The sequence below is a fragment of the Marseilla massiliensis genome (assembly GCF_016899955.1).
Classification (GTDB): domain Bacteria; phylum Bacteroidota; class Bacteroidia; order Bacteroidales; family Bacteroidaceae; genus Prevotella; species Prevotella intestinigallinarum.
In genome coordinates this window covers 1-20775 of sequence record NZ_JACJJL010000040.1, presented here as the reverse complement: position 1 = coordinate 20775, position 20775 = coordinate 1, and the positions used below count along the sequence as shown (strand labels likewise).

Here is a 20775-nt window from a genome sequence, read left to right as displayed (position 1 = left end):
CGGTTATAAACAGTCGATCAACGACTTAGTTTCACCACTTGCCCCGTTCCGTCATCAAAGTATATGCGCACGAGCATGTACGGGCCAGGGATTTCGCTCTTTGCCAAGATAAAAGAATTTGCACAAACAGCCAACGACCTAATAGTCTGCCCTGCTGCATTGTAACAGGCAACGTGGGAGATTACCTTGTCTGCCTGCAATATATAAGCTTCTCTTGAACAGCCTATGTCCAGCACGGCCTTCGATGAAGCCCGAACAGATTCTATATCAGCAAGGATTCCCCATATAACCATGTCTTTCCATCCGTCGGCATTCCTATAGAGTTCGACGCTCTCATCCGGCACATATATTTCAAAAGGACGGCCACTATCATATCCTGCATTCAAGAATACATCTTTTCCCAACCTCGGCGGGGTCACAGCTTCACAAATAAATTTCGGCGGGTCGTAATGTCCGGTTGGAATCGGCATCTGAAAATCGGCAAATGCCCTGTCGCCAATAGAATCGACAGATGCCGGCAGGATTAACTTACCTGATGTCCAACAGTCCTCAAACGCATTTTGATATATAATGCGCACACCGTATTGAGGTGATTCATACATTCTATTGAAATCTGCAAAATAAAGCACCGAGCCATCTGTCGAATACATATAGATTGGTGTCGTCTTGTATGCCACGTTGTCTGCCGACGGCTCTATACGGCTCCGGCTTCCACTTTCCCCTTCATATACATATTTGCCAAGCGTGGGGAACGGGCCGGTAAGTTCAAATACGATGCTCGCGTCTCCCATATTTAATGAATAGTCAGCCAGATGCCTCAATGTTTTTGGAAGTACCACCCTGAAAATCGGATGGTCCAATACGCCTTTCACATTTTCCCAGTTGAACACATTGCTTGGTATCGTGTCTATGTCGGCGTCAAGCAGGTCGAGTGTGTCCAGCTGCAAGAAAAGCGAGTTGCGCAAGTAGGCATAGTCTTCTTCGGCGAGGCTGCCGGTTATCTTCAGGTTGGTGACACCGGCCTTCTGCTCGTCGGTGAGCAGGTCTTCAAGACGGTTGCCGTCGACGTGAACGCTGACTTTCATGCCGTCTGATCCGGCCCAAAGGCACTGGGAGGAAACAATGACGGCTATTGCATAAACTAACAATCGTTTCATAACTATCGCATTTATTGGTTAGCATTATTTTCTCTTTCTTGTCATTTAATGGTTCACTGCAAATTCAGTGGCTGCCTTGATTCTATCAAAGTCGCCTTGTTCAGCTCTGCCGGCTTGAGTGTCTCTTCGGTCATATTTGCCTGGCTGCTTCGTCACACTGCCCAACAATGCTCTTCAGCAGGCAGACACATCTGCCTCGACAATCCAACCCAAGCCAACAGTTGATAAAATAAAGACTGCTTATCACTTTGCAAACACCATCCGCTTAGTGTCTATAAGTTTGCCGTCTATTATGAGACTGTAGAGATACATGCCGCTTGCAAGGCCTTCGCCAGTCAACACCACCGATGTCTTGCCACGCCCGGACACCGGCAACTGGCGTAGCTGCTTGCCGGTCATATCATAGATGCAGAGAGTGGCGTCATGCGCATCGTCGGGTATTGTCAGCCCTATTTCAGTGGTGCTTGCAAACGGGTTGGGGGAGTTCTGCCCAAGACCGGGGCCAGGCAAGGCTTCGCCACTGTCAATGCCGGCCACAGCCTTGGCCATGCTGCGCTGTTGCCTGCCGCTCACGGCCTCAAGGGCCTCAACCTTGGCGCTAAGCTCTCCGATGGCCTGCACCAGCAATGGAATCATCTCCATGTAATTAATGCCCTTGGTTCCGTCTTCCCTGACATACACCAAGTCCGGATAGACTGCCCCAAGCTGCTCGGCCGACAGGGCGTAATGCAATTTTGAAAGACTCTGTGCCTCGAAAGAGCCGAGCGGCAGGGATTTTGCCTGGCCTGCCGGCACAGACTTGTAGAAAGGCACGGCGGTGAGCGCGGACAGTTTGTCATGGGCCGTTTCGGAGTCATTGCCTATGGCGGGCTCAGCCCCATCACCGATAACCATGCCGTCTATCCCGCCAGAGACACGAAGGCTGCCTACCACGTCTGTCGACTGCAACGTAACATTGCCGTTGCCGCTTACTCTCATTTGGGCATTTGCCAATGCGACCGTGCAACTGAGTGCGATTGTGAGTAATAAATTTTTCTTCATAACTTTCTTCTTTTAAAGGTTAATAGGCTTTAGTAATTTTCCTTGATGAAATCTTGCTGATTGCATATCACAAATATAAGGTTTTTACCAACAGACTGTTCGATTTAAGCGTTTATTTAAGCATTTTTAATGATACCCCATTCCAAACCGGGCGAGACGCGGGCAACAAACAGGCATCATAATTTCGCTTTTACACCAATAAGCATTAACTTTGCAGGCGATATGCCCAGCGTTTTCCACACCCTCCTGCCCACCATCATGGCTGCGGCCATGGCTGTGGCTACGCCCTGCACCGCCGCGGCGGCCGAGCAGGCCGACACTGCCGTCACCGGCAGCAGCTCTCGCGTGGTTCACAGGGTGGAGGCCGACTATGCCACCGGGGGCATATTCCACACCGACAGCTACCTCAACGGGGGCAATGCCGAGCGGCGCATAATGAACCACGCCTCGGCCGTGAGGCTTAAGTATGCCTTCATGGCACCCGTAGGCAGCATGCAATCGCGCATATACCCCGGAGCCTACCAGGGCGTGGGCGTGGGCTTCCACCGCTTCAACCCTCAGCTGGGCAACCCCGTGTCGGTGTTCATCTTCCAGGGGGCGCGCATAGCCTCCATTGGGCGCCGACTGTCGTTCAACTACGAGTGGAACCTGGGCCTGGCCATGGGCTGGCACCCCTACGACAGCGAGACCAACCCCGACAACCACATCATAGGCTCGCGCGCCACGGCCTACCTCGACGCCGACATCTACCTGAGCTACAGCCCGGCGGCGTGGCTCGACGTGAGCGCCGGGGTGTCGGCCTCCCACTACTCCAATGGCAACACGGCCTACCCCAACCTCGGACTCAACACTCTGGCGGCAAGGCTCTCGGCGGCGTTCTACTTCGGGCGCAGCCCCGGGCGCCAACCGGCGGGGCCCATGCCGCGCTTCAGGCGCCACATGAGCTACGACCTGGTGGTGTTCGGGGCGTGGCGCAGGCGTGGGGTGGCTGTGGGCGACGGCGCCACGCTCTATGCCGTGCCGGGCACCTACGGTGTGGCGGGCATCAACTTCACCCCGCTCTACAACATCAACCACTGGCTCAACGCGGGGCTGTCGCTCGACGCCGTCTACGACAACAGCGCCAACATTTACTTCGAGGGCGACGTGCCCACGACCGAGAACGTGCGCCAGCCCAAGCCCTCGCGGCAGATGGCGGCGGGACTGTCGGCAAGGGTCGAGTTTGTGATGCCCTACTTCACCATCGACTTCGGCGTGGGCAAGAACATCATCGGGGCCGGCGGCGACTTCAGCGGCACCTACGAGATACTGGCCCTCAAGGTAGACGTGCTGCGCAACTCGTTCCTGCACATAGGCTACAGCCTCTACGACTTCCAGAAACCCAACTACCTGATGCTCGGCGTGGGCTACCGCTTCGGCAGCAAGCGCAAATGGCGCTAAAATGGCTCACCAGATAAATCCATGAGACGTTTTAGGAGTACGGGAGTGCTGGAGTACGGGAGTACAGGATTACAGACAATAGTATTTGACTGTCTTCATGACACTTTCCCCATGCCAGCAAAGCTCCCATGTTTCCATAACTATTGTCTGTACTCCGAGCAAAGAATTAAAAATTAAGAATTAAAAAAGGCTGCGCGATGATAGTCAAAAACTATTGTCATCTAACTCCTTGTAACTACTTCTACCTCCTTCTAACTCCCTCTAACTCCATTATCCACAAAAACTATTGTCATCTAACTCCTTGTAACTACTTCTAACTCCCTCTAACTCCATTATCCACAAAAACTATTGTCATCTAACTCCTTGTAACTACTTCTAACTCCCTCTAACTCCATTATCCACAAAAACTATTGTCATCTAACTCCTTGTAACTACTTCTACCTCCTTCTAACTCCCTCTAACTCCACAAAAACTATTGTCTTAACTCCTTAACTTCCTAACTCCTTAACTCCTAATAATCCCCAATGTCTATTGGTTAAGTCGTGAGCCGCGTTGATGGCGAAACGGAGGCGCTGCCCGGGCAAACAAATGTCCTGCCCGCAGGCCGGACATGGCCGCGGACAGGACTGCTGAGGTATGAAAAAACAATAACCGGCCGGGGCGCGTCGCGCGCCGGGCCTCAATCTATAGCCACAGGCGACACGATGCCTTCTCGGCAGTCGTCGCCCGTATATTCCATCAGTTCAAGCTCACCGCGCAAGGCGCCCAGGGCGTTGAAGGCCAGCGACAGCATCTCGTTCTCGCCAGGCATCACCACCACCGGAGCCATGTATTCCACCTGCGGGCGCAGGCGGTCTACGCAGTAGGTGTCGTGGGCTATGCCGCCGGTGACGATGATGGTGTCGACCTTGCCGCCCAGCGCTACATACATCGAGCCTATCTCCTTGGCCACGGTATACATCATAGCCCCCACCACAGTGGCATAGGGCTCCTCGCCGGCCTCGGCGCGGGCCGAGAGGCCAATCATGTCGTTGCTGCCCAGCCAGGCCGTCAGGCCGCCCTTGCCGCATATCATGCGCTTCATCTGGCGCAGGGTGTACTTGCCGCTGTAGCACAGTTCAACCAGCTGCATGGCCGGCAGCGTGCCGCAGCGCTCGGGCGTGAACGGGCCTTCGCCGCCCAGGGCATTGTTTACGTCGATGACGCGGCCCAGACAGTGGGCCCCCACCGAGATGCCGCCGCCCATGTGGGCCACGATGAGGCGCAGGTCTTCATAACGGCGGCCTATCGACGCGGCGTAGCGGCGCGACACGGCCTTCTGGTTGAGGGCGTGGAACACCGAGCGGCGCTCCAGGCATGGCAGCCCGCTGATGCGCGCCTCGGGGCGCATCTCGTCGACCACCACCGGGTCGGCCGTATATGCAGGGCACCCGCACCTCTCGGCCAGCTCGGCAGCTATGAGGGCGCCCAGGTTGCAGGCATGCTCCATGGTGGCGTGGCGCAGGTCGTGCTTCATGCGCTCGTTGACGGTGTAGACCCCGCCGCGCAGCGGGTGCAGCAGTCCGCCGCGCCCTATCACTGCGTCGAAGCGCAGCGGTATGTCGGCCTTCTCAAGCCTGCCTATGACGAAGTCACGGCGATATTCATACTGGTCGGCCACATGCTCAAAGCGTGCCAACTCGCCCACCGGGTGATGGGCGCCTGCCGTCCACACCTGCTTGTCGTCGTCGAAGATGGCCATCTTCGTCGATGTGGAACCCGGATTGATTACCAATATCTTCATAATCTGTGCAACTTTATGTGTTTTTACTCAGCCGAGGCCAGGCATGCCAGCGCAAGGCTCGTGTATTTCGAATCACCGGTGTCGGCCCTCGAGGCCACCACCACGGGTGCCGTCGTGCCGCACAGCATCCCGGCCATGCGCGCCCGCCCGAAGAGCGACATGGTCTTGTAGAACGTGTTGCCCGACTCGATGTTAGGGAACACCAGCACGTCGGCATTTCCGCAAACGGGCGACTTGATGCCCTTGAGCTCGCCGCTCTCTGGGTCGCACGCGGTCTTTACGTCCATGGGGCCGTCTACGAACACGTCGCCGTAGGCCCCCTCGCGGGCCCGGCGCTTCAGCTCCTCGTAGCTCAGCGTATGGGGAAACTTCTCGCTCACCTTCTCCGTGCAGTGCAGCAGGGCCACACGGGGCACGGCCATGCCCAGGCTGCGGCAAACCGACACGGCATAGCGCAGCATGGCGTCAAACTGGTCGAGCGTGGGCCGCGGTATCACGGCCACGTCGGTGGCAAACAGCAGCTTTGAGTAGCCGGGGGCCTCGATGGCCGTCACGTGGCTCATCACGCGGCCGCGCTCCAGCAGGCCGCGCTCCTTGTCGAGCACGGCGCGCAGCAGGTTGTCGGTGTTGATGCTGCCCTTCATGAGCACGTCAGCGTGGCCCTCGCGCACCATCTCGACCGCCATGCGGGCGGCGTCGTCGGGGGTGGCCGCAGGGCGCACCTCGACGCGGCCTGGATACAGGCGGCACACCTCGCCGATGTTCCAGCGGGTGAGCCCGCCGTCAACAAGCAGGAAGTCGGCTGTCTGCTCTTCCAGCGCACGACGTATCACGTACTCCGTATGCGAGTCTCCTGGGCAGACCACAGCCACCCTCTTGCGTGTGGGCAGCGAGCGCAGGCTGCCCGTAAGCGTATCGAAATCACATATCCGTTGCATACTAATTGTTCTTTCTTGCAAATATAACGTTTATTTTGTAAATTCCCAATATCCGCCACAGACTAATTCTGCACGGTTAACGTATAATAACACAGGGGTACGCCATGCTTATGCCGGCCCCGCAGGCACTGCTGCCGGGCGGCCCGTGGCGGCGGCGGCACAAAGGGCCGGATGCACCGGCGGCCGATTTGGCCATGCCTGCCGATGGGCAGGCCGGCGTGTGGTTGGGATGCGGGCCATGGCACGGGGCCATGCACGCCGCCATTGCAAGGGGTTCTTTCATTTCTGGCTGTTTAGGTTGTTTAGGCTGTAATGGTAGGGGCCGCAGGGCCGGAACGGGGCGCCGCCATACTAAGGCGGCTTTGCGCCGGGCGAACAGGCCACGCGGCATGATGCAACAAATATACAAAATCATTACGTGAAAAACAAGTGTTTTTGTATTTAGGCCATATTGCTCCGACTATACGGACACAAATTCCGACTTTCAGCAAACTAATGCTTGTTTTCTCGCAACCGTCGCAAAGCCCACTGTGAAACTGTTTTGTCAATGTGGCTGGTGTCAACTGCATTAGTATTTATATATACTAATGCCAGTTGACCACCATATAGACACATTGCAAGAATAAAGACTATGGTTAGATAGGAGGTAGAAGGAGGTAGAGGGAGTTAGGGGGAGGTAGAAGGAGGTAGAAGGAGGTAGAAGGAGGTAGAATAGGAGTTAGTAGGAGGTAGTAGGAGTTAGAGGGAGGTAGAGGGAGGTAGAGGGAGGTAGAGGACAATAGCTTTTGTGGGTAATGTCTTCTAACTCCATAAACGAGCGCAGCGAGTGATAACTTCATCTAACTCCTTCTAACTCCTAATAATAACTCCTACTTAATCCTTCAAAACTCATACTTACTACTTATTACCTTCCTCCTCATTTGTCAGAATGCAGACATTCATAAAAAAGGCGCTGAAAAGAGACAGAAATGCCACCCAGCCTGCCGTTGCAACGGGGGCCGTAACGGCAGGCAAAACCGCCCGTAGCACCTTGCTAAACGGGCCTTGCGGCAGTGTCACGGGGCAGCCTGTCGGCATGGCAGCAATTTATTGAACTCATTCAAACTTTTTCCGAAAAATTTGAATGAGTTCATTGCTATATGCAGTAAAAAAAACATGCCCGACGTTCAATCAATTACAACCGCTTGACCTCCTTGTCTGCATCGCTGTGGCTGTGCGAAGTGTCGTCCTTGCTGTTCAGCTTGTAACCCAGCGTTAAGGAAACAGCCCTGAAGTCGTATCGGTTAAGCAGGTGCATCACCATCCGGTCGTTGTAAATATCGTTGCCGTCTTTCTTGCTGTCGAAAATGTCATTAATCTTGAGTTGTACAGACAGGCGGTCGTGGCAAAACGTCTTTACGGCATTGAAGTCGACCGACCACATGTGGCGGCTGAGATGCACGTTGCGGCAGTCGCCCGGATTCTGGTAGTCGCCTGTGACAAAGAATGAAAGCGTGCGCCCCAATCGGAAGTTGTTGGACAGTTTGACTATCCATATCGGGCTGCCCAAGCTGTAAGTGCCCATGCTCGTTGCCAGGTTCAGAAACTGCTTGTTAACCACCGTAGTAACCTGTGGGGTCCATGCACCAAAGCTCTTTGAGACGACCACCGCCAGCCGCATCTCCTTGACCGAAGGCAGGTTGCGGTAAGACATTATTGACAATGCGCCCTGTGCAGCCGACTGCGTACCCCAGTTTATGATTGCGTTGCGTGTGTCGGAATAACCCAGCTGAAACTGCACCATACGCCACACACCTAGCAGCGTCAACCCATGCACATACTCAGGTTGCAGCATTGGGTTGCCCATCTGCCACGTATAACGGCTGCCATAGAGCACATTCTTGCTCAATTGGCGGTATGTGGGGCGGTTTACTTCAGTAGAGTAAAGCAACTGGGCCTGCAACTGCCCTACGCGGATGCCCCACGACAGGTTGGGATAGACCTTGGTGAATGACTGGCTCACATCTTCCCCGCCATTGCCGGGATGAAAGGTGAACCGCGCATTCTCCACGCGGACGCCGAGACCGAAGAGGCCCACACGGGTAAGCACCGAATAGTCGGCAAAAGCCGCGCGCTGCGTCTCCTTGAGCAGGCTCTGCGCTGTGGGCATCTCGTCAAGGGTGCTGAGATAGTTGTCGTTTCGCCGTGTGCGGACATACTCCACCCCCACGGTTGCATCGCCGCGCCACAGCTTGCGGCCTGCCGAGGCGCGCAGCGACATCATCCGGTTGTTGACACGGCTGACAGCCGTAAACGCGCGACTGCTGCCGGCCCGGCTGGCCTCATCATATTCATTGTCTGTCTCGGTCGTACTGTGAAGGTAGTCGAAGTCGGCATTGGCCTTGAAGCCGCCAATGGCCCCGGAATAATATGCGTTGACAAAGTGGCTGCGGTTGCCGTGCCCACGTTGCAGCCCTGTGGTAAGCAGCTGGTCGTATGGCTTGCCGTCTGCATAGACACTGTTGTCTGAGCTCAAATCCATTCGGCTGTAGGTATCGAATGTCAACATGTAGCGCCCGCCTACATACGACTGCCGGCCTATCTGCCAATCAATGCCCGTGGTGTTCTCTATGCGGTTGTGCCTGAGGTGCTCCTGCTCATTGCTCACTTCATTCCACAACGTGTCGGCATATACAGTCTGGGTGAGGTCTTTCCATGTCAGGTCGTTGTCAGAGCGGTATTCAAGGTTGTTGTATGCCATCCACCGTTGTGCGCTGTAGCGCAAGCCCAACTGCTCTACCACGCTGGCATTGCGGTTTTGGTACCATGTCGAGCGGGCATCCACGCTCAGCCCCCGTGCAAAGTTGGCATAGGTGGCAACCCTGACCACAGCCTTGACAGAAGCATCGTATTCAGAGCCCGGATTGGCAATCATCTCGATGCTTTCGATGTCAACAGACGAGAGACGGTCGAGCTCCGACAAATCGTATATGCGACGATTGTCAACAAAGAACACGGCCTGCCCCCGGCCCATCAGAAGGAGGCACAAGGAGGTAGAGGACAATAGTATTTGACTATCATCGCGCAGACCTTTTTAAATTTTTAATTCTTTGCTCGGAGTACAGACTATAGTTATGGAAACATGGGAGCTCTGGGAGCATGGGAAAGTGTTGCAGGAAGACAGTCAAATACTATTGTCCTCTAACTCCTTGTAACTCCTTCTACCTCCCTCTACCTCCTATGTTTATTCGGGTGGCCCGCCCGGGCGTCAGAGCCACGTGAGCGCGGCAGCCACCACGCCCACGACCGCGGCGGCCACAGCCATGACAGCCGCGCTGAGCCACAGCAGCCGCCGGGGCACGCCGCCGGCCATGCTCACCATGCCTTCGGAGCGCAGCTCAACGCCCCGTGGGCGCCCATTGTCGGAGTGTTTGTTTCCGTTCATAGCTCAAGCTGGTTTTTTACAAGTTGATAGTAAGCCCCGCGCATGGCGGTGAGCTCCTCGTGGGTGCCGCACTCCACTATGCGGCCACGGTCCATCACGGCTATGCGGTCGGCGTTTCTCACTGTGCTCAGGCGGTGGGCTATGACGAGCACCGTGCGCCCGCTCAGGAACTCGCCGAGGCTCTCGACGATGGCCCTCTCGTTGCTGGCGTCGAGCGAATTGGTGGCCTCGTCCATGAACACATACTCGGGGTCTTTGTAAACGGCCCGCGCTATGAGTATGCGCTGCCGCTGGCCGGCGCTGAGCCCCATGCCGTTGCGCCCTATGCGCGTGTCGTAGCCCAGCGGCAGCGAGGCCACAAAGTCGTCGACGCGGGCCATGCGGGCGGCGGCCACGAGCCTGTCGGCGTCTATCTCGCCGTCGCCCACGGCGATGTTGCGCGCCACCGACTCAGAGAATATCACCCCGTCTTGCATCACCACGCCCAGGCGGCTGCGCCACCACTGCGGGTCGTAGTCGGCGAGCGGGCGCCCGCCCACGGTAACCTGCCCGCCCTCGGGCGTGTAGTAGGCCAGCAGCAGCTTGAGCAGCGTGGTCTTGCCGCTGCCGCTGGCCCCCACTATGGCCGTGGTCTTGCCCTGCTCTATGTCGAGGCTTACGTCTTGGAGCGTGGGGCGCAGGGCGTTGCGGTCGTAGCGGAACGACAGCCCCTCAACGCGTATGGTGCGGTCGGCCGAGGCGAAGGCCGCCATGGCGCCGTCGCGGCCCTCGGGGCGGGCGCGGTGTATCTCGTTGATGCGCTCGAGGCTCAGCCTGACGTCTTGCCACGAATAGACAAAGCCAAGCAGGCTGTCGACGGGTACGGCCAGCTGGCCCATGATGTACTGCACGGCGAGCATCTGGCCCAGCGTCATGCGCCCGTCGATCACGGCCATGGCCGCCATGACGGTTATGATGATGTCTTTGACGCTGCTTATGAGCACCCCGCCGGCCTCTTCGGCCTGCTGCAGCCTGAGAGCCTTCATCCTAACGCCAAACAGGCCGAGGCGGGTTTGCTCCCACTCTTGGCGGCGCCGGCGGCGGCAGTCTTGCAGCTTTATCTCCTGCATGGCCGTTACCATCTGCCATGTCTTGTCGTGGCTGTCGGCCTCGCGCTCAAAGCGCTCGTAGTCGAGCACACGACGGCGTCGCAGGAAGGCCGCCATCCACAGCCCATAGACCGCGCTGAAGGCCGCGAAGACGAGGAACAACACGGCGTCGTAGGCCAGCAGCATACAGCCGAACACGGCAATGGTCATGGTAGAGAAGAGCACCGTGAGCACATGGCCGGTGAGAAACTGCTCCACGCGGTCATGGTCGGCCATGCGCTGCAGCAGGTCGCCGGTGTGCTTGGTGTCGAAGAAGGGCATGGGCAGGCTGAGCAGCTTGGCGAAGAAGTCGGACAGTATGCTAAGGTTGACCCTCATGCTGACGTGCGTAAGCAGCCAGCGGCGCACGAAGTCGAGGGCCGTGGCGCTGAACGTGAGCATGAGCTGGCCCGCCAGCACGAGCCACACAAAGCCAATGTCGCGCAGGGCTATGCCCCTGTCTACCACGGCCTGGGTGAGCAGGGGCAGCAGCAGCTGTATGGCACTGCCTATGGCCAGACCTGCCAGCACATGGGCGAAGGCAGCCTTGTAGCGGCGGACATAGGCCATCAGGAAGCGCACCGAGCCGGTGTCGCCGCCACGCTTGCCGGTGGCTGCCTCGGCGAAGGCCGGGGTGGTTTCCAAGAGCATGGCTATGCCCTTGTCTTCGCCATCGGAGCGCGAGCTGAGCCAGCCCTCCTCAAGCTCGGCGCGCGAATATTCCACGAGGCCCTTGGCCGGGTCGGCCACACAGTAGCGCAACCTGCGCCCGCGCCCCCTGATGCGGTAGAGCACCACAAAGTGGCGCTGCCGCCAGTGGAGTATGCAGGGCAGAGGGGCCTTGGCAAGCATATCCACCGGCAGGCGCCCGCTGACGGTGTGCAGGCCCAGAGCCTCGGCGGCACGGCTCATGCCGAGCAGCGAGACACCCTCGGCCGTAGACGGACACAGCTCCTCGACCTCGGCCGCCGACATCTTGCGGCCGTGGTATTCGCACACCATCTGCAGGCAGGCTATGCCGCACTGCATGGCGTCGTGCTGCATGCGAAAGGGGAAAACGGACATTGAGAGTTTTGAGCTTTGAGTTATGAGTTATGAGTTAAAAATTAAGAGTTAAGAACTTGATAAGTTAAGAATTAAGAATTACGAAAAGGCTGCGCGGTGATAGTCAAATGCAAATGTCTGTACTCCTGCACTCCTGTCTCCTGTCTCCTAAAGGCTCATCCCGATGCAAATTCTTAAACATTTCACATCTTCATGATTCCCGACGAGCCACGGTCTACCTCAAGCTCGGTGCGCTCCACCTTCTTGCGGCCGAAGTCGAAGCTGTAAGAAATCTTCAACCAAGCCGAACACATGTTGTTGTAAACGGTGGCTCGGTCATAGCTGTAAGTGCCGAAGTCAAACCATTGCCGCTTTTTGTAATCCTTGTCGAAGATGCGCTGGCATCCTATCTCTGCGTATAGCCCCTTGTGGTGCCAGGACGCAGTGAAATAGTATTGCGCCGGAGTTTCATTCCATTGCGAACCGGACAGCTCACTCATCTTTGAGGAATACATTGCCGTCAAGGTGAAGTTTTTTATATAATAGTTTGTTGACAATGAAAACAGCATACGGTCATTGTGTGCGGAATATACGCCTGTTAACCGTTGTCCTTTGTACATCAGTTGCCCCGACAATTGCAGTGAGCGGTTAAGCAGGCTCCACGCCACGGCTCCGCCGGCGATGCATGAGTGCAATGCCCCGTCTGACATGTATGTGCTAACCATCGTTTCGCCTTCTGTCGTGTAGAAATCTTTCGTCAAGTCTGCGGCGATGAAGTAGTCTCCGAACAAAGACAGGTTGACATTCTTCAGTGCCAGGCTGTAGCCTATGTCAACAAAGTGCAGCTTCTCTATCTCAAGGTTCGGGTTGCCGCGCTTTATGGTATATTGGTTTACCCTCTGCTCCGTGTTGTTGTAGAGATCCATGGTAGGCACGCTCGTACCCATCGACCAGTTGGCATACAGAGAGTTTTTGCTGTTTATGCTGTAGCTTGTTGATATAGTGGGGCGCCCTTGTATCTTTCTTGTTGCCCCTATTCCCTTTATGTAGTATCTCTCCCAATACAAACCAGGCTGTATGCCGATGCGCAGCTTTTTGGCGAATGTGTGGGTGTACATCGGCAGCAACTGCAATCCTCCGTCTTGAATCTCCTGTCCGGCGTCAATGGTGCCGATGTAGTCTGCCTTGCTCCATGTGTTGAATCCCCAAATGTATAAGGTTACGGAGTTGTTGTGGCGCAGGTCGGCCGTATATTTAACATGCGCGTCAAAGTTGTTTCTTATTTCCTTTGTGTCGGTGATAACAGGCGTCAGGCCACCCTCGGTGTAGTCGCGCCGGTAGGTGTTGTTGCCGTATGCGTAATTGGCCTGCACCCGCAACGTCTGCCCTTTGCCCGGCCTTGTCTCCATGAAGAGTGTGGCCTGCGGTGTTGCGTTGCGGCTTTGCGTCGTGGTTGTTGCCATGGCATCAGGGTATGCCTGAGGCGAATAGACTACAAGAGTGCTGTGCCGGTCGGTCGGCGTTTCACCCCAGCCAAGGCCGATGTCGGCGTATGCCGTTGTCTTGTCCGTCCGGTACGTCATGCGCATCTTGCCGTAGTAGTTGCGTTGCTTCGTCAGTCCGTAGGTGGCTGTGGTCTGCTTCGTGAAGGGCGCGTCAAAGGCATAGTGCTCCGTTCCCGATGTTCCAACAGCATCTTCACGGTCGAAGTCGGTACCGGCCAGCAGTGTTATGTTCATTTTGTTCATGTCAAAGCCAACCTGAGCCGAGTATCCTCCAACATTCAGCCCAGGATGGAATGTAGTCGACGTGCGCACGTCAACATACCCTCCGCGCCCATACTTTCTTGTTATGAAGTTCAGCACGCTCTGCTCTCCCGGAAATTCATCCGACGGTTGGTCATAGTATTCCACGCGCACAATATCCTTCGGCCTCAGGCGGTCGGCCTCCATGGCATCGGCCTTGCGGTTGTCAATATATATTGTTGGAGCGGTGTTGTTGGCATTCTTTACTGTTCCGCTAACCCGGTCAACCGTCAGCTTGGGTATCATCATGTTGGCCAGCAAACCTATGCCCGAGTTGGCAGCGTCCACCTGCCGTTGCGTTGGCATGTAGGCGGTGTAGTCGCCTTTCTGTATGGCCGTGCGCCCCTCTACGGTGACGCCGCCAAGCTCCATCTGCCGGTATATGCTGTCACTTGCCGCCGGGGCGGTTTGCGCCGATGCGCCGGCAAAACAACATGCCAACGCCACTGATGCCAAAATCTTCTTCTCCATAATGCGTATCTGTCTTATTGAATTAATGAACGTTAGCTTGCCCGGCAGCAGCCCCCTGATGCGGTAGAGCACAAAGAATTGACACAGCCGCCGATGGTGCATGCAGGGCAGAGAGGCCTTGGCAAGCATGCCCATCGGCATTGTACAGAACAGGCAAATACGCGGCCGCAAAGATCAGAACGTGCCTTTGTCTGTATCCCGGTTTGTTATCTTCTTTCTTATCTTGCTGTCCTTGCCCTTGAACAGCGTGTAGCTTGCCCCTATGACAAACATAGAGGCATTGTCGTTGATGATGTTGGTAGATGAGTGAGCGATGATGTCGTTGGGCAATGTCTCGGAATGGTATTTTGACCTTGAGAACGCCCAGTAGCAGCCGACGTTCAGCATAAGCTGCTTGTGACGGTAATAGACCATGACGTGGCCAGCGTTTTCGTCGTCGGAAAGGTAGGGCCCGCTTATACACCTCGACACGATGTTGCCGGTATAGTAGGCCCCAAACCGCCCGTGGCTGAGGTTGACCGTATACCACAGCGGCGTATACCATTTTGAGCTCACCCCCATCAGCCTGCTGTCAATGCGCTGGTTGACAGCCTTTCCGTAGAGGTTAACCGTGAGAATCCCAGAGGAGAACGGGCGTATGGCAACAGAGTATGTGGCACCCATTTGCCTGAAGCTCTCGGCGTTCTCGTATGTCTGCACCACGCTGCCCGACTCTGTGGCATGGTAATACGTATTGATGGGGTTGTTGGTGAACGATGCAAGCATCGAGACGTTGAGGTCTATCCACGACAGGCGGTGGCCAACGCTAAGCGAGCATGAATATGTGTTTGAGCTGCGCAAATAGGGATTACCCCGCTTCACCAGCCTGTAGGCCAGCTGCACGGCGTTGTTGCTGAGCTGGGATATGCCGGGTGGCTCTGATTGCGACGACAATTCCAACCTCACAATGCCGTTTTTGTATGAATAAGACAGCAAAAGCTGAGGCGAGAACACCACTGATGTTTGATGGGTGTCGTCGTTGGAGGTGCGCAACAACGTTGCTCCTGCGCTCACCCTATATCCCAGCCGCTTATGTGAGCCGCCATATTCGGCGTAAGCGTAGTGGCTGCTGTTGGCCGAACGGTAGCGGTATTCGCGGTTGTCGCTGAGCGTGTTGCTGATGTAGGCCGTCGACCGCCCGGCCATTCCCCTGTATCCTATGTTCATTGAAGAGTTCTTCCACGATCGCGTATACATCATTTCCGCTATCAGCGAAACCTTGTGGTTGCGCGACGTCATGTTGTCGTCAAGCATTGTGGCGCCGTCATCGCCCGCCCACTGCCTGTTGCTCTCGCTCTGGTCATTATGATAGTATGTGCCCACCACATCTGCAACAATCTCATGTTTTTTGCCAATCTTCTTGTTCAGATAAACGTTGACCGTAGGCCCAAATGTGTTGAGCTTTCTGTGGCTCTCGCCGTTTCCCCCGGCCCAGTTGTCATCACCAATGGTGGTGACCCGCATGTCGGCCTGGCCGAACGAGTGTGACAGCGACGGGCTGAAGGCCGCCTGCATCACCAGGTCTTCGGGCTTGTTGTAAGTGTATTTCAAGTCGAAGTCATTGTTTGTATATCCAAAGGGCCAGCTGTTATGGTATATGTAACTCGCCCCCTTGCCACTGCCGGGAATGTCGAACCGCTCTGTCCACTCGCAGTCACTGTAGTTACGGTAAGACAGCGAGTAGTCGAAAGACAGCTGGTGGCGCCCGGATGTGAGGCGCAGCCATGTGCCGGCATCGCCAAACTTTGTTGTCAGCGCGTGCTGTCCTCCGACACCAAGGGCAAACCCATTGTCAAGGCGCTTGGTGATTATGTCGACCACCGTTCCCATGCCAACATATTTGGCCGGTGGCACAACATATTGCTCCACCCTTATTACCTTGTTGGCAGGCACAGACTTCAAGTCGTAGTCAGAGCAAGGCACACCGTTGAGCAACAGCATAACCTTGCCACCGTCCATCATCTTCAGCCTGCTGCTCACAGGGTCAACATGAACATCACGCAATGTGGCCACGAGGTCGGCCGCATGCTGAGCTTTCTCCACCTGCTCTTCGGTAAACGTATACGTGTCACGGTCGGCACGGGTGGTCTTGCGGCTGCCTTTTACTGTCACTCCTGCCAGCTCCATCTGTCTGGACACACTGTCAAGGCTCACAGCCTCACGGGTGCTGTCGGCGGCGTTCACGTTTGCTTCTGCCCGCGTGCTGTCGGCCGGGACGGTCTGCGCCGATGCGCCGGCAAAACAACATGCCAACGCCACTGATGCCAAAATCTTCTTCTCCATAATGCGTGTCTGTCTTATTGAATTGTTGAACGTTAGCTTGCCCGGATGTCAAGCACCTGGCAGCAGCCCCCTGATGCGGGCCTCATTGACAACATGACTCTCGGCGTAGTGCGGAAACCTATCCATGAAGCAATCTGGGCAGCCATAATTTATTGCATACCGGTGCAGCCTATCGGCATGGCTGCAATCTAATGACAAAAAGCAGGATTGTCTGCAACAGGACACCACTGCACAAAGTAACCACCTACCACTCCTCCGGCCACATGGGGTCTGTTATCCGTCATTGAGGCGTTGCATTATGGCTATCTCGTTCAACTTTTTCTTTGTTTCCATTGTTTCTGGTTATTAATCGTATTTACCTACTCATATAGCTTTTCGGTTTCCGCTCCTTTGTGGTCTGGTCCATGCTTTTATCTATGCGCAGTAATAAAAGTCGGTATGTCGGAATTAGTCCCTGCGGAATGCGGCGCAGGGCCGGTATCACAAAATCAATCAAACAGACGTGAGTCAAATATCTATATATCGCAAATATACAACATATTTTTTAAGTTTGGTTGTTTTGCTTCCATTATTTTTATACTTACACGCATTTGGAGGGTTATCGACCCATTGAAATGGCATTGCCACCAACAAGGCGTGATGCAGTAAGCACTCGGCGCCCAACCTTTAATTCTTAACTTTCAATTCTTAGATTCTGGCTGTCCTGTCGAGCCTCCACCGCGCTATGTCGGAGGCAAAGAACAGCACATCGAGAGCCACAAGCCAGAGCGGAAGCCAATGCCCAAGCTGAAAGTCTGAGCAACAGAAGGCATAAAGCGTGATGGCCATGAACGCCAAGTCGAGCTCAAGGCCCACACGGAGTTCGCGCCTTAGGACGCCCCCCGCCGAACGCGGGCGCACCACAACCGCCAGCAGGCAGACGCAAAGCAACGACAGAACCACGGCCAGAGGCCACCTCCACGGCCCGACGCCCGAGGCAAAGGCCACGACGCCAACGCCAACCAGCAGGGCCACACCAAGCACAAGCTGAGCCACGAACGACGCCACGACGCCACGGCCGGCATCGGCAACGGCACCATCAGACTGGCTGCCGCGCCACTGGCGGAACCACGCCGCCACGTCGGCGCACAGGAACACAGCCAAGGCGGCAAACACCATGTTGACCACCAAGGCCGACTGCTCAAGGCTGAGGCAGGCCAGGATGCCAACAAGCAGGATGCCGTCGACCATCAGCGTCTGGTCGGAAAGACGGCGCAAAAGCCCGCGCAGGCCCAGGGCAACCACCCCACATACGGACAAGCCCACAAGGGCCAAGGCCCAAAAGCCCCCGGCAATACTACCGAGCCACACGCCAAAAGCAGCAACGGCACAGCCACCCGTAAGCAGCAGCAACGATTTCCTGTCAAAATTTCCCATAGTCAATATTCTAATCATTAATAAACAACACTGTTTAACCAACATTTCAACCCATGGCTGAAAGACAGCTACAGCTGATTACCACTACTCAAAGAACCCGCTAAAACTATTCTTGCCGTAAGACAACTCAATGCTGTATTTTTCGTTGTCGTCAGGCAACGGTATCACACTTGCCGACGGTGACAGAGGCATGGCACCATGATAAATCACCTTGTTGGCAGAATCCTTTATGACAATGTCTACATTGGGAAGCAAATCCTTGGATTTTATCCATACATTGTTTTCATCATAATTTACTGTGGGAGCTACGCTGCGATGGTTAGGACTTTCATAATGATTATCGTTATCACTGCTCAACTCCACTTCTTTTATATCAGCAAGGCTTCTCGCAGATATGGAAATCGCAAATAATAAAAACATCAATCGTCTCATAATCTTATTATTTGGTTAATGATGCACAAAGATAGATAAACCTATGCAATCAGCAACAAAAGTCAAGCTTTCAATATTGCTTTCATTTTATTCCACTGTTTCCAAATTAGCTTTCAAGAGGGGGACAATCCATTGACCATCAACACACTACAAGCCAAAATCTGATTCATAGTCTCTCAACGTCAACCCAATCCAAAATCATGGTGCAAATGCTATCGTTAGCATTTGCAGCTTACTAATTTTACATAAAGACTTATAAAACGACCGTCACAAAAAACAACTAAAGCGCGTGTATGAAACTATCCCATGATTCGCCTTTACCGTCTTCACCAAAGTATTTCCTGTATAGGCGCCGCCTGATGTTACTGATGGTGGATGAGTCTTTATATGTCAGCCTCGCTATGTCTGCAGGCGGCACATTGACCTTAATGAGCAGGCATACACGATATTCCAGTTCCGATATTCTTGTTTTATCCAGCAGTTTTTGCTTAAAGCCGGGATATGCCTCATTCACCATCTCGTCAAGCTCTACCCAATCGCTGTGGGTTAGACGTGATGTAGTGGAAGATGAGCCAGAAGTCTTGTCGTTGACAATATGCTTGATTTTCATTACGACAGATGATGTATCCAAGGATTGCCTGAATCCATCTATGGCCACTTCATTGTTCACAACATTTTCCGGGCCGTCGCCTTCACGTGGCATCTTGCTCATGTCAAACGTATTTTTAGGCGTACGCTTGCTCTTCACGTATAACATCACTATGACGAGAGCCACGACAACCATGCAGGCGGCGATAAGGACGTAGGTATTTGCCAATTTCCGTTCCAACTGCTCATTTGCCTTGTACCGCAATTCCACATTTGCCTTTATCGCTGCGGCATTATCCGTCTCTATTTCATTGTTCAATGAGTCAATTATCCTTTTATGCAGATTTAGATGATATATGGCAGAGTCTATCATCCCAAGTCTGCTATAATGCTTTGACAGCCGCTCGTGCGCTGCTTCACGCCCATACACATTGCCAATGCGAGCAAGCACCTGATCAAACCTGAAAGCCCTGTCTTCACGCCCGGTTGCCATGTAAATAGCCGAGGCAATAGACAATTGTGCGCTACGGTCTGTAGAATCGTTGGATGAGATGGCGACGTTAATGTATTTTTCAGCTGTCTCATAATCGCCGATTTGATAATACAGCCGTGCCATTTGCGTGTTTACATATGTAAATAGATTTTTATCCCCACTCTTTTCTGCTGCGACATGTGCCATTTTCATGTAATTGAGTGCGTTCTTCTCATCTTTAAGGCCACGGTAACAGTTTGCAATGTCTCTCAATCCAAAAGCCATCCCCCGAACATCGTGCCTGGCCGAGTCAATCTTAAAGGAAACACGGAAACCATTCAGCGCCTCTTCGTAAAGCCTGTTCATGTAAAGTAAATTGGCTATTTGCGCATGGCACAGCGACATTATCTTCACGTCGCCGTATTCTTCTGCCACATCGATAGCGTTGTATAAATACCTCAAGGCAGCGGCCGGCTTGTTCATGTCGCGATATGCGCTGGCAGCATAATAATAGGCTGTGGGCAGCAGACGGCGGTCGCCGCCATGCTCGTAATAGCTCACGATACTGAGTATACCGTCGGTGGTGTCGTTAGGCTGGTAGGCCTTGTCACGGGCCTTTACCCTCAGCAGGGCGTAATACATGCTGTCTTGCAGGGACATTGAGTGGGCGCTGTCGGCTATAGTGTCGAGCAAGGCCAGGGCGCTGTCGACGTTGCACTCAGCAAGGCTGTCAGCAACCAAGAGCGACCGCGGATAGATGTGCCTGGTGTCGCACGACATGAAAACAGCCATGACAACTGCTGATGCAAACAAGAATAGCTTGGTGACAATACTCATAACGAATGCAAAAGTAACAAAAAAACTTTATAGTCTGTTATTATTTTATCAGAATTGTATGTTAAATACTCATTGAATCCACCTCATTGCACACCAAGCCGAAGCAGCAGAAGCGTCAGACACAGCCCCTACGCCACACATTTAATTCTTAGCTCTTAATTCTTAACTTTCAATTCTTAGATTCTGGCTGTCCTGTCGAGCCTCCACCTCGCTATGTCGGAGGCAAAGAACAGCACATCGAGAGCCACAAGCCAGAGTGGGAGCCAATGCCCCGGCTGAAAGTCTGAGCAATAGAAGGCATAAAGCGTGATGGCCATGAACGCCAAGTCGAGCTCAAGGCCCACGCGGAGTTCGCGCCTTAAGACGCCCCCCGCCGAACGCGGGCGCACCACAACCGCCAGCAGGCAGACGCAAAGCAACGACAGAACCACGGCCAGAGGCCACCTCCACGGCCCGACGCCCGAGGCAAAGGCCACGA

The 20775-nt window shown here is 54.6% G+C and carries 14 protein-coding genes; 1 reads left to right on the top strand and 13 read right to left on the bottom strand.

The features are described from left to right. Positions 1–17: 17 nt before the first annotated feature. Both H6B30_RS15005 and H6B30_RS15000 read right to left on the bottom strand, forming a co-directional pair. Positions 18–1157, bottom strand: coding sequence for a leucine-rich repeat domain-containing protein (locus H6B30_RS15005; RefSeq protein ID WP_205112027.1), 1140 nt, complete (start codon positions 1155–1157; stop codon positions 18–20). A 243-nt stretch (positions 1158–1400) separates the two neighbouring features. Beyond that, entirely contained in the window at positions 1401–2198 is a 798-nt protein-coding gene (locus H6B30_RS15000) for a T9SS type A sorting domain-containing protein (protein WP_205112025.1), read from the bottom strand. 222 nt (positions 2199–2420) lie between these two features. On the opposite strand from H6B30_RS15000, the gene H6B30_RS14995 reads away from it, so the two are divergent. Next, positions 2421–3638, top strand: coding sequence for an acyloxyacyl hydrolase (locus tag H6B30_RS14995; protein WP_205112023.1), 1218 nt, complete (start codon positions 2421–2423; stop codon positions 3636–3638). A gap of 679 nt (positions 3639–4317) precedes the next feature. On the opposite strand, the gene buk is transcribed toward H6B30_RS14995, so the two are convergent. From buk to H6B30_RS14940, 11 genes are all read right to left on the bottom strand, one after another. Next, positions 4318–5421 (bottom strand): butyrate kinase, encoded by a 1104-nt coding sequence (gene buk / locus H6B30_RS14990; RefSeq protein ID WP_205112015.1) that lies wholly within the window; start codon positions 5419–5421, stop codon positions 4318–4320. 23 nt (positions 5422–5444) lie between these two features. Next, positions 5445–6359 carry a phosphate acyltransferase gene (locus H6B30_RS14985; RefSeq protein WP_205112013.1) on the bottom strand — a complete coding sequence of 305 codons (915 nt, stop codon included), beginning with the start codon at positions 6357–6359 and terminating at the stop codon, positions 5445–5447. Between the two features lie 1174 nt (positions 6360–7533). After that, positions 7534–9402, bottom strand: coding sequence for an outer membrane beta-barrel protein (locus H6B30_RS14980; RefSeq protein ID WP_239484152.1), 1869 nt, complete (start codon positions 9400–9402; stop codon positions 7534–7536). A gap of 204 nt (positions 9403–9606) precedes the next feature. Then, entirely contained in the window at positions 9607–9783 is a 177-nt protein-coding gene (locus tag H6B30_RS14975) for a hypothetical protein (protein WP_205112011.1), read from the bottom strand. After that, positions 9780–11975, bottom strand: coding sequence for a peptidase domain-containing ABC transporter (locus H6B30_RS14970; RefSeq protein WP_205112009.1), 2196 nt, complete (start codon positions 11973–11975; stop codon positions 9780–9782). The genes H6B30_RS14975 and H6B30_RS14970 overlap by 4 nt, the downstream gene beginning before the upstream one ends. 182 nt (positions 11976–12157) lie before the next feature. After that, complete coding sequence (locus tag H6B30_RS14965; RefSeq protein ID WP_205112007.1) at positions 12158–14230, bottom strand: TonB-dependent receptor; 2073 nt, start codon at positions 14228–14230, stop codon at positions 12158–12160. A 174-nt stretch (positions 14231–14404) separates the two neighbouring features. Beyond that, complete coding sequence (locus H6B30_RS14960; RefSeq protein WP_205112005.1) at positions 14405–16552, bottom strand: outer membrane beta-barrel protein; 2148 nt, start codon at positions 16550–16552, stop codon at positions 14405–14407. 687 nt (positions 16553–17239) lie between these two features. Next, positions 17240–17986, bottom strand: a complete 747-nt coding sequence (locus H6B30_RS14955; RefSeq protein ID WP_205112003.1) for a hypothetical protein — start codon at positions 17984–17986, stop codon at positions 17240–17242. Between the two features lie 66 nt (positions 17987–18052). Then, positions 18053–18400 carry a DUF3244 domain-containing protein gene (locus H6B30_RS14950; protein WP_205112001.1) on the bottom strand — a complete coding sequence of 116 codons (348 nt, stop codon included), beginning with the start codon at positions 18398–18400 and terminating at the stop codon, positions 18053–18055. A gap of 280 nt (positions 18401–18680) precedes the next feature. Next, a complete protein-coding gene (locus H6B30_RS14945) occupies positions 18681–20252 on the bottom strand; it encodes a tetratricopeptide repeat protein (RefSeq protein WP_205111999.1) in 1572 nt (523 codons plus the stop codon). Positions 20253–20473: 221 nt separating this feature from the next. Beyond that, positions 20474–20775 (bottom strand): hypothetical protein (locus tag H6B30_RS14940; RefSeq protein WP_205111997.1); only part of this gene is annotated, 302 nt, incomplete at its 5' end.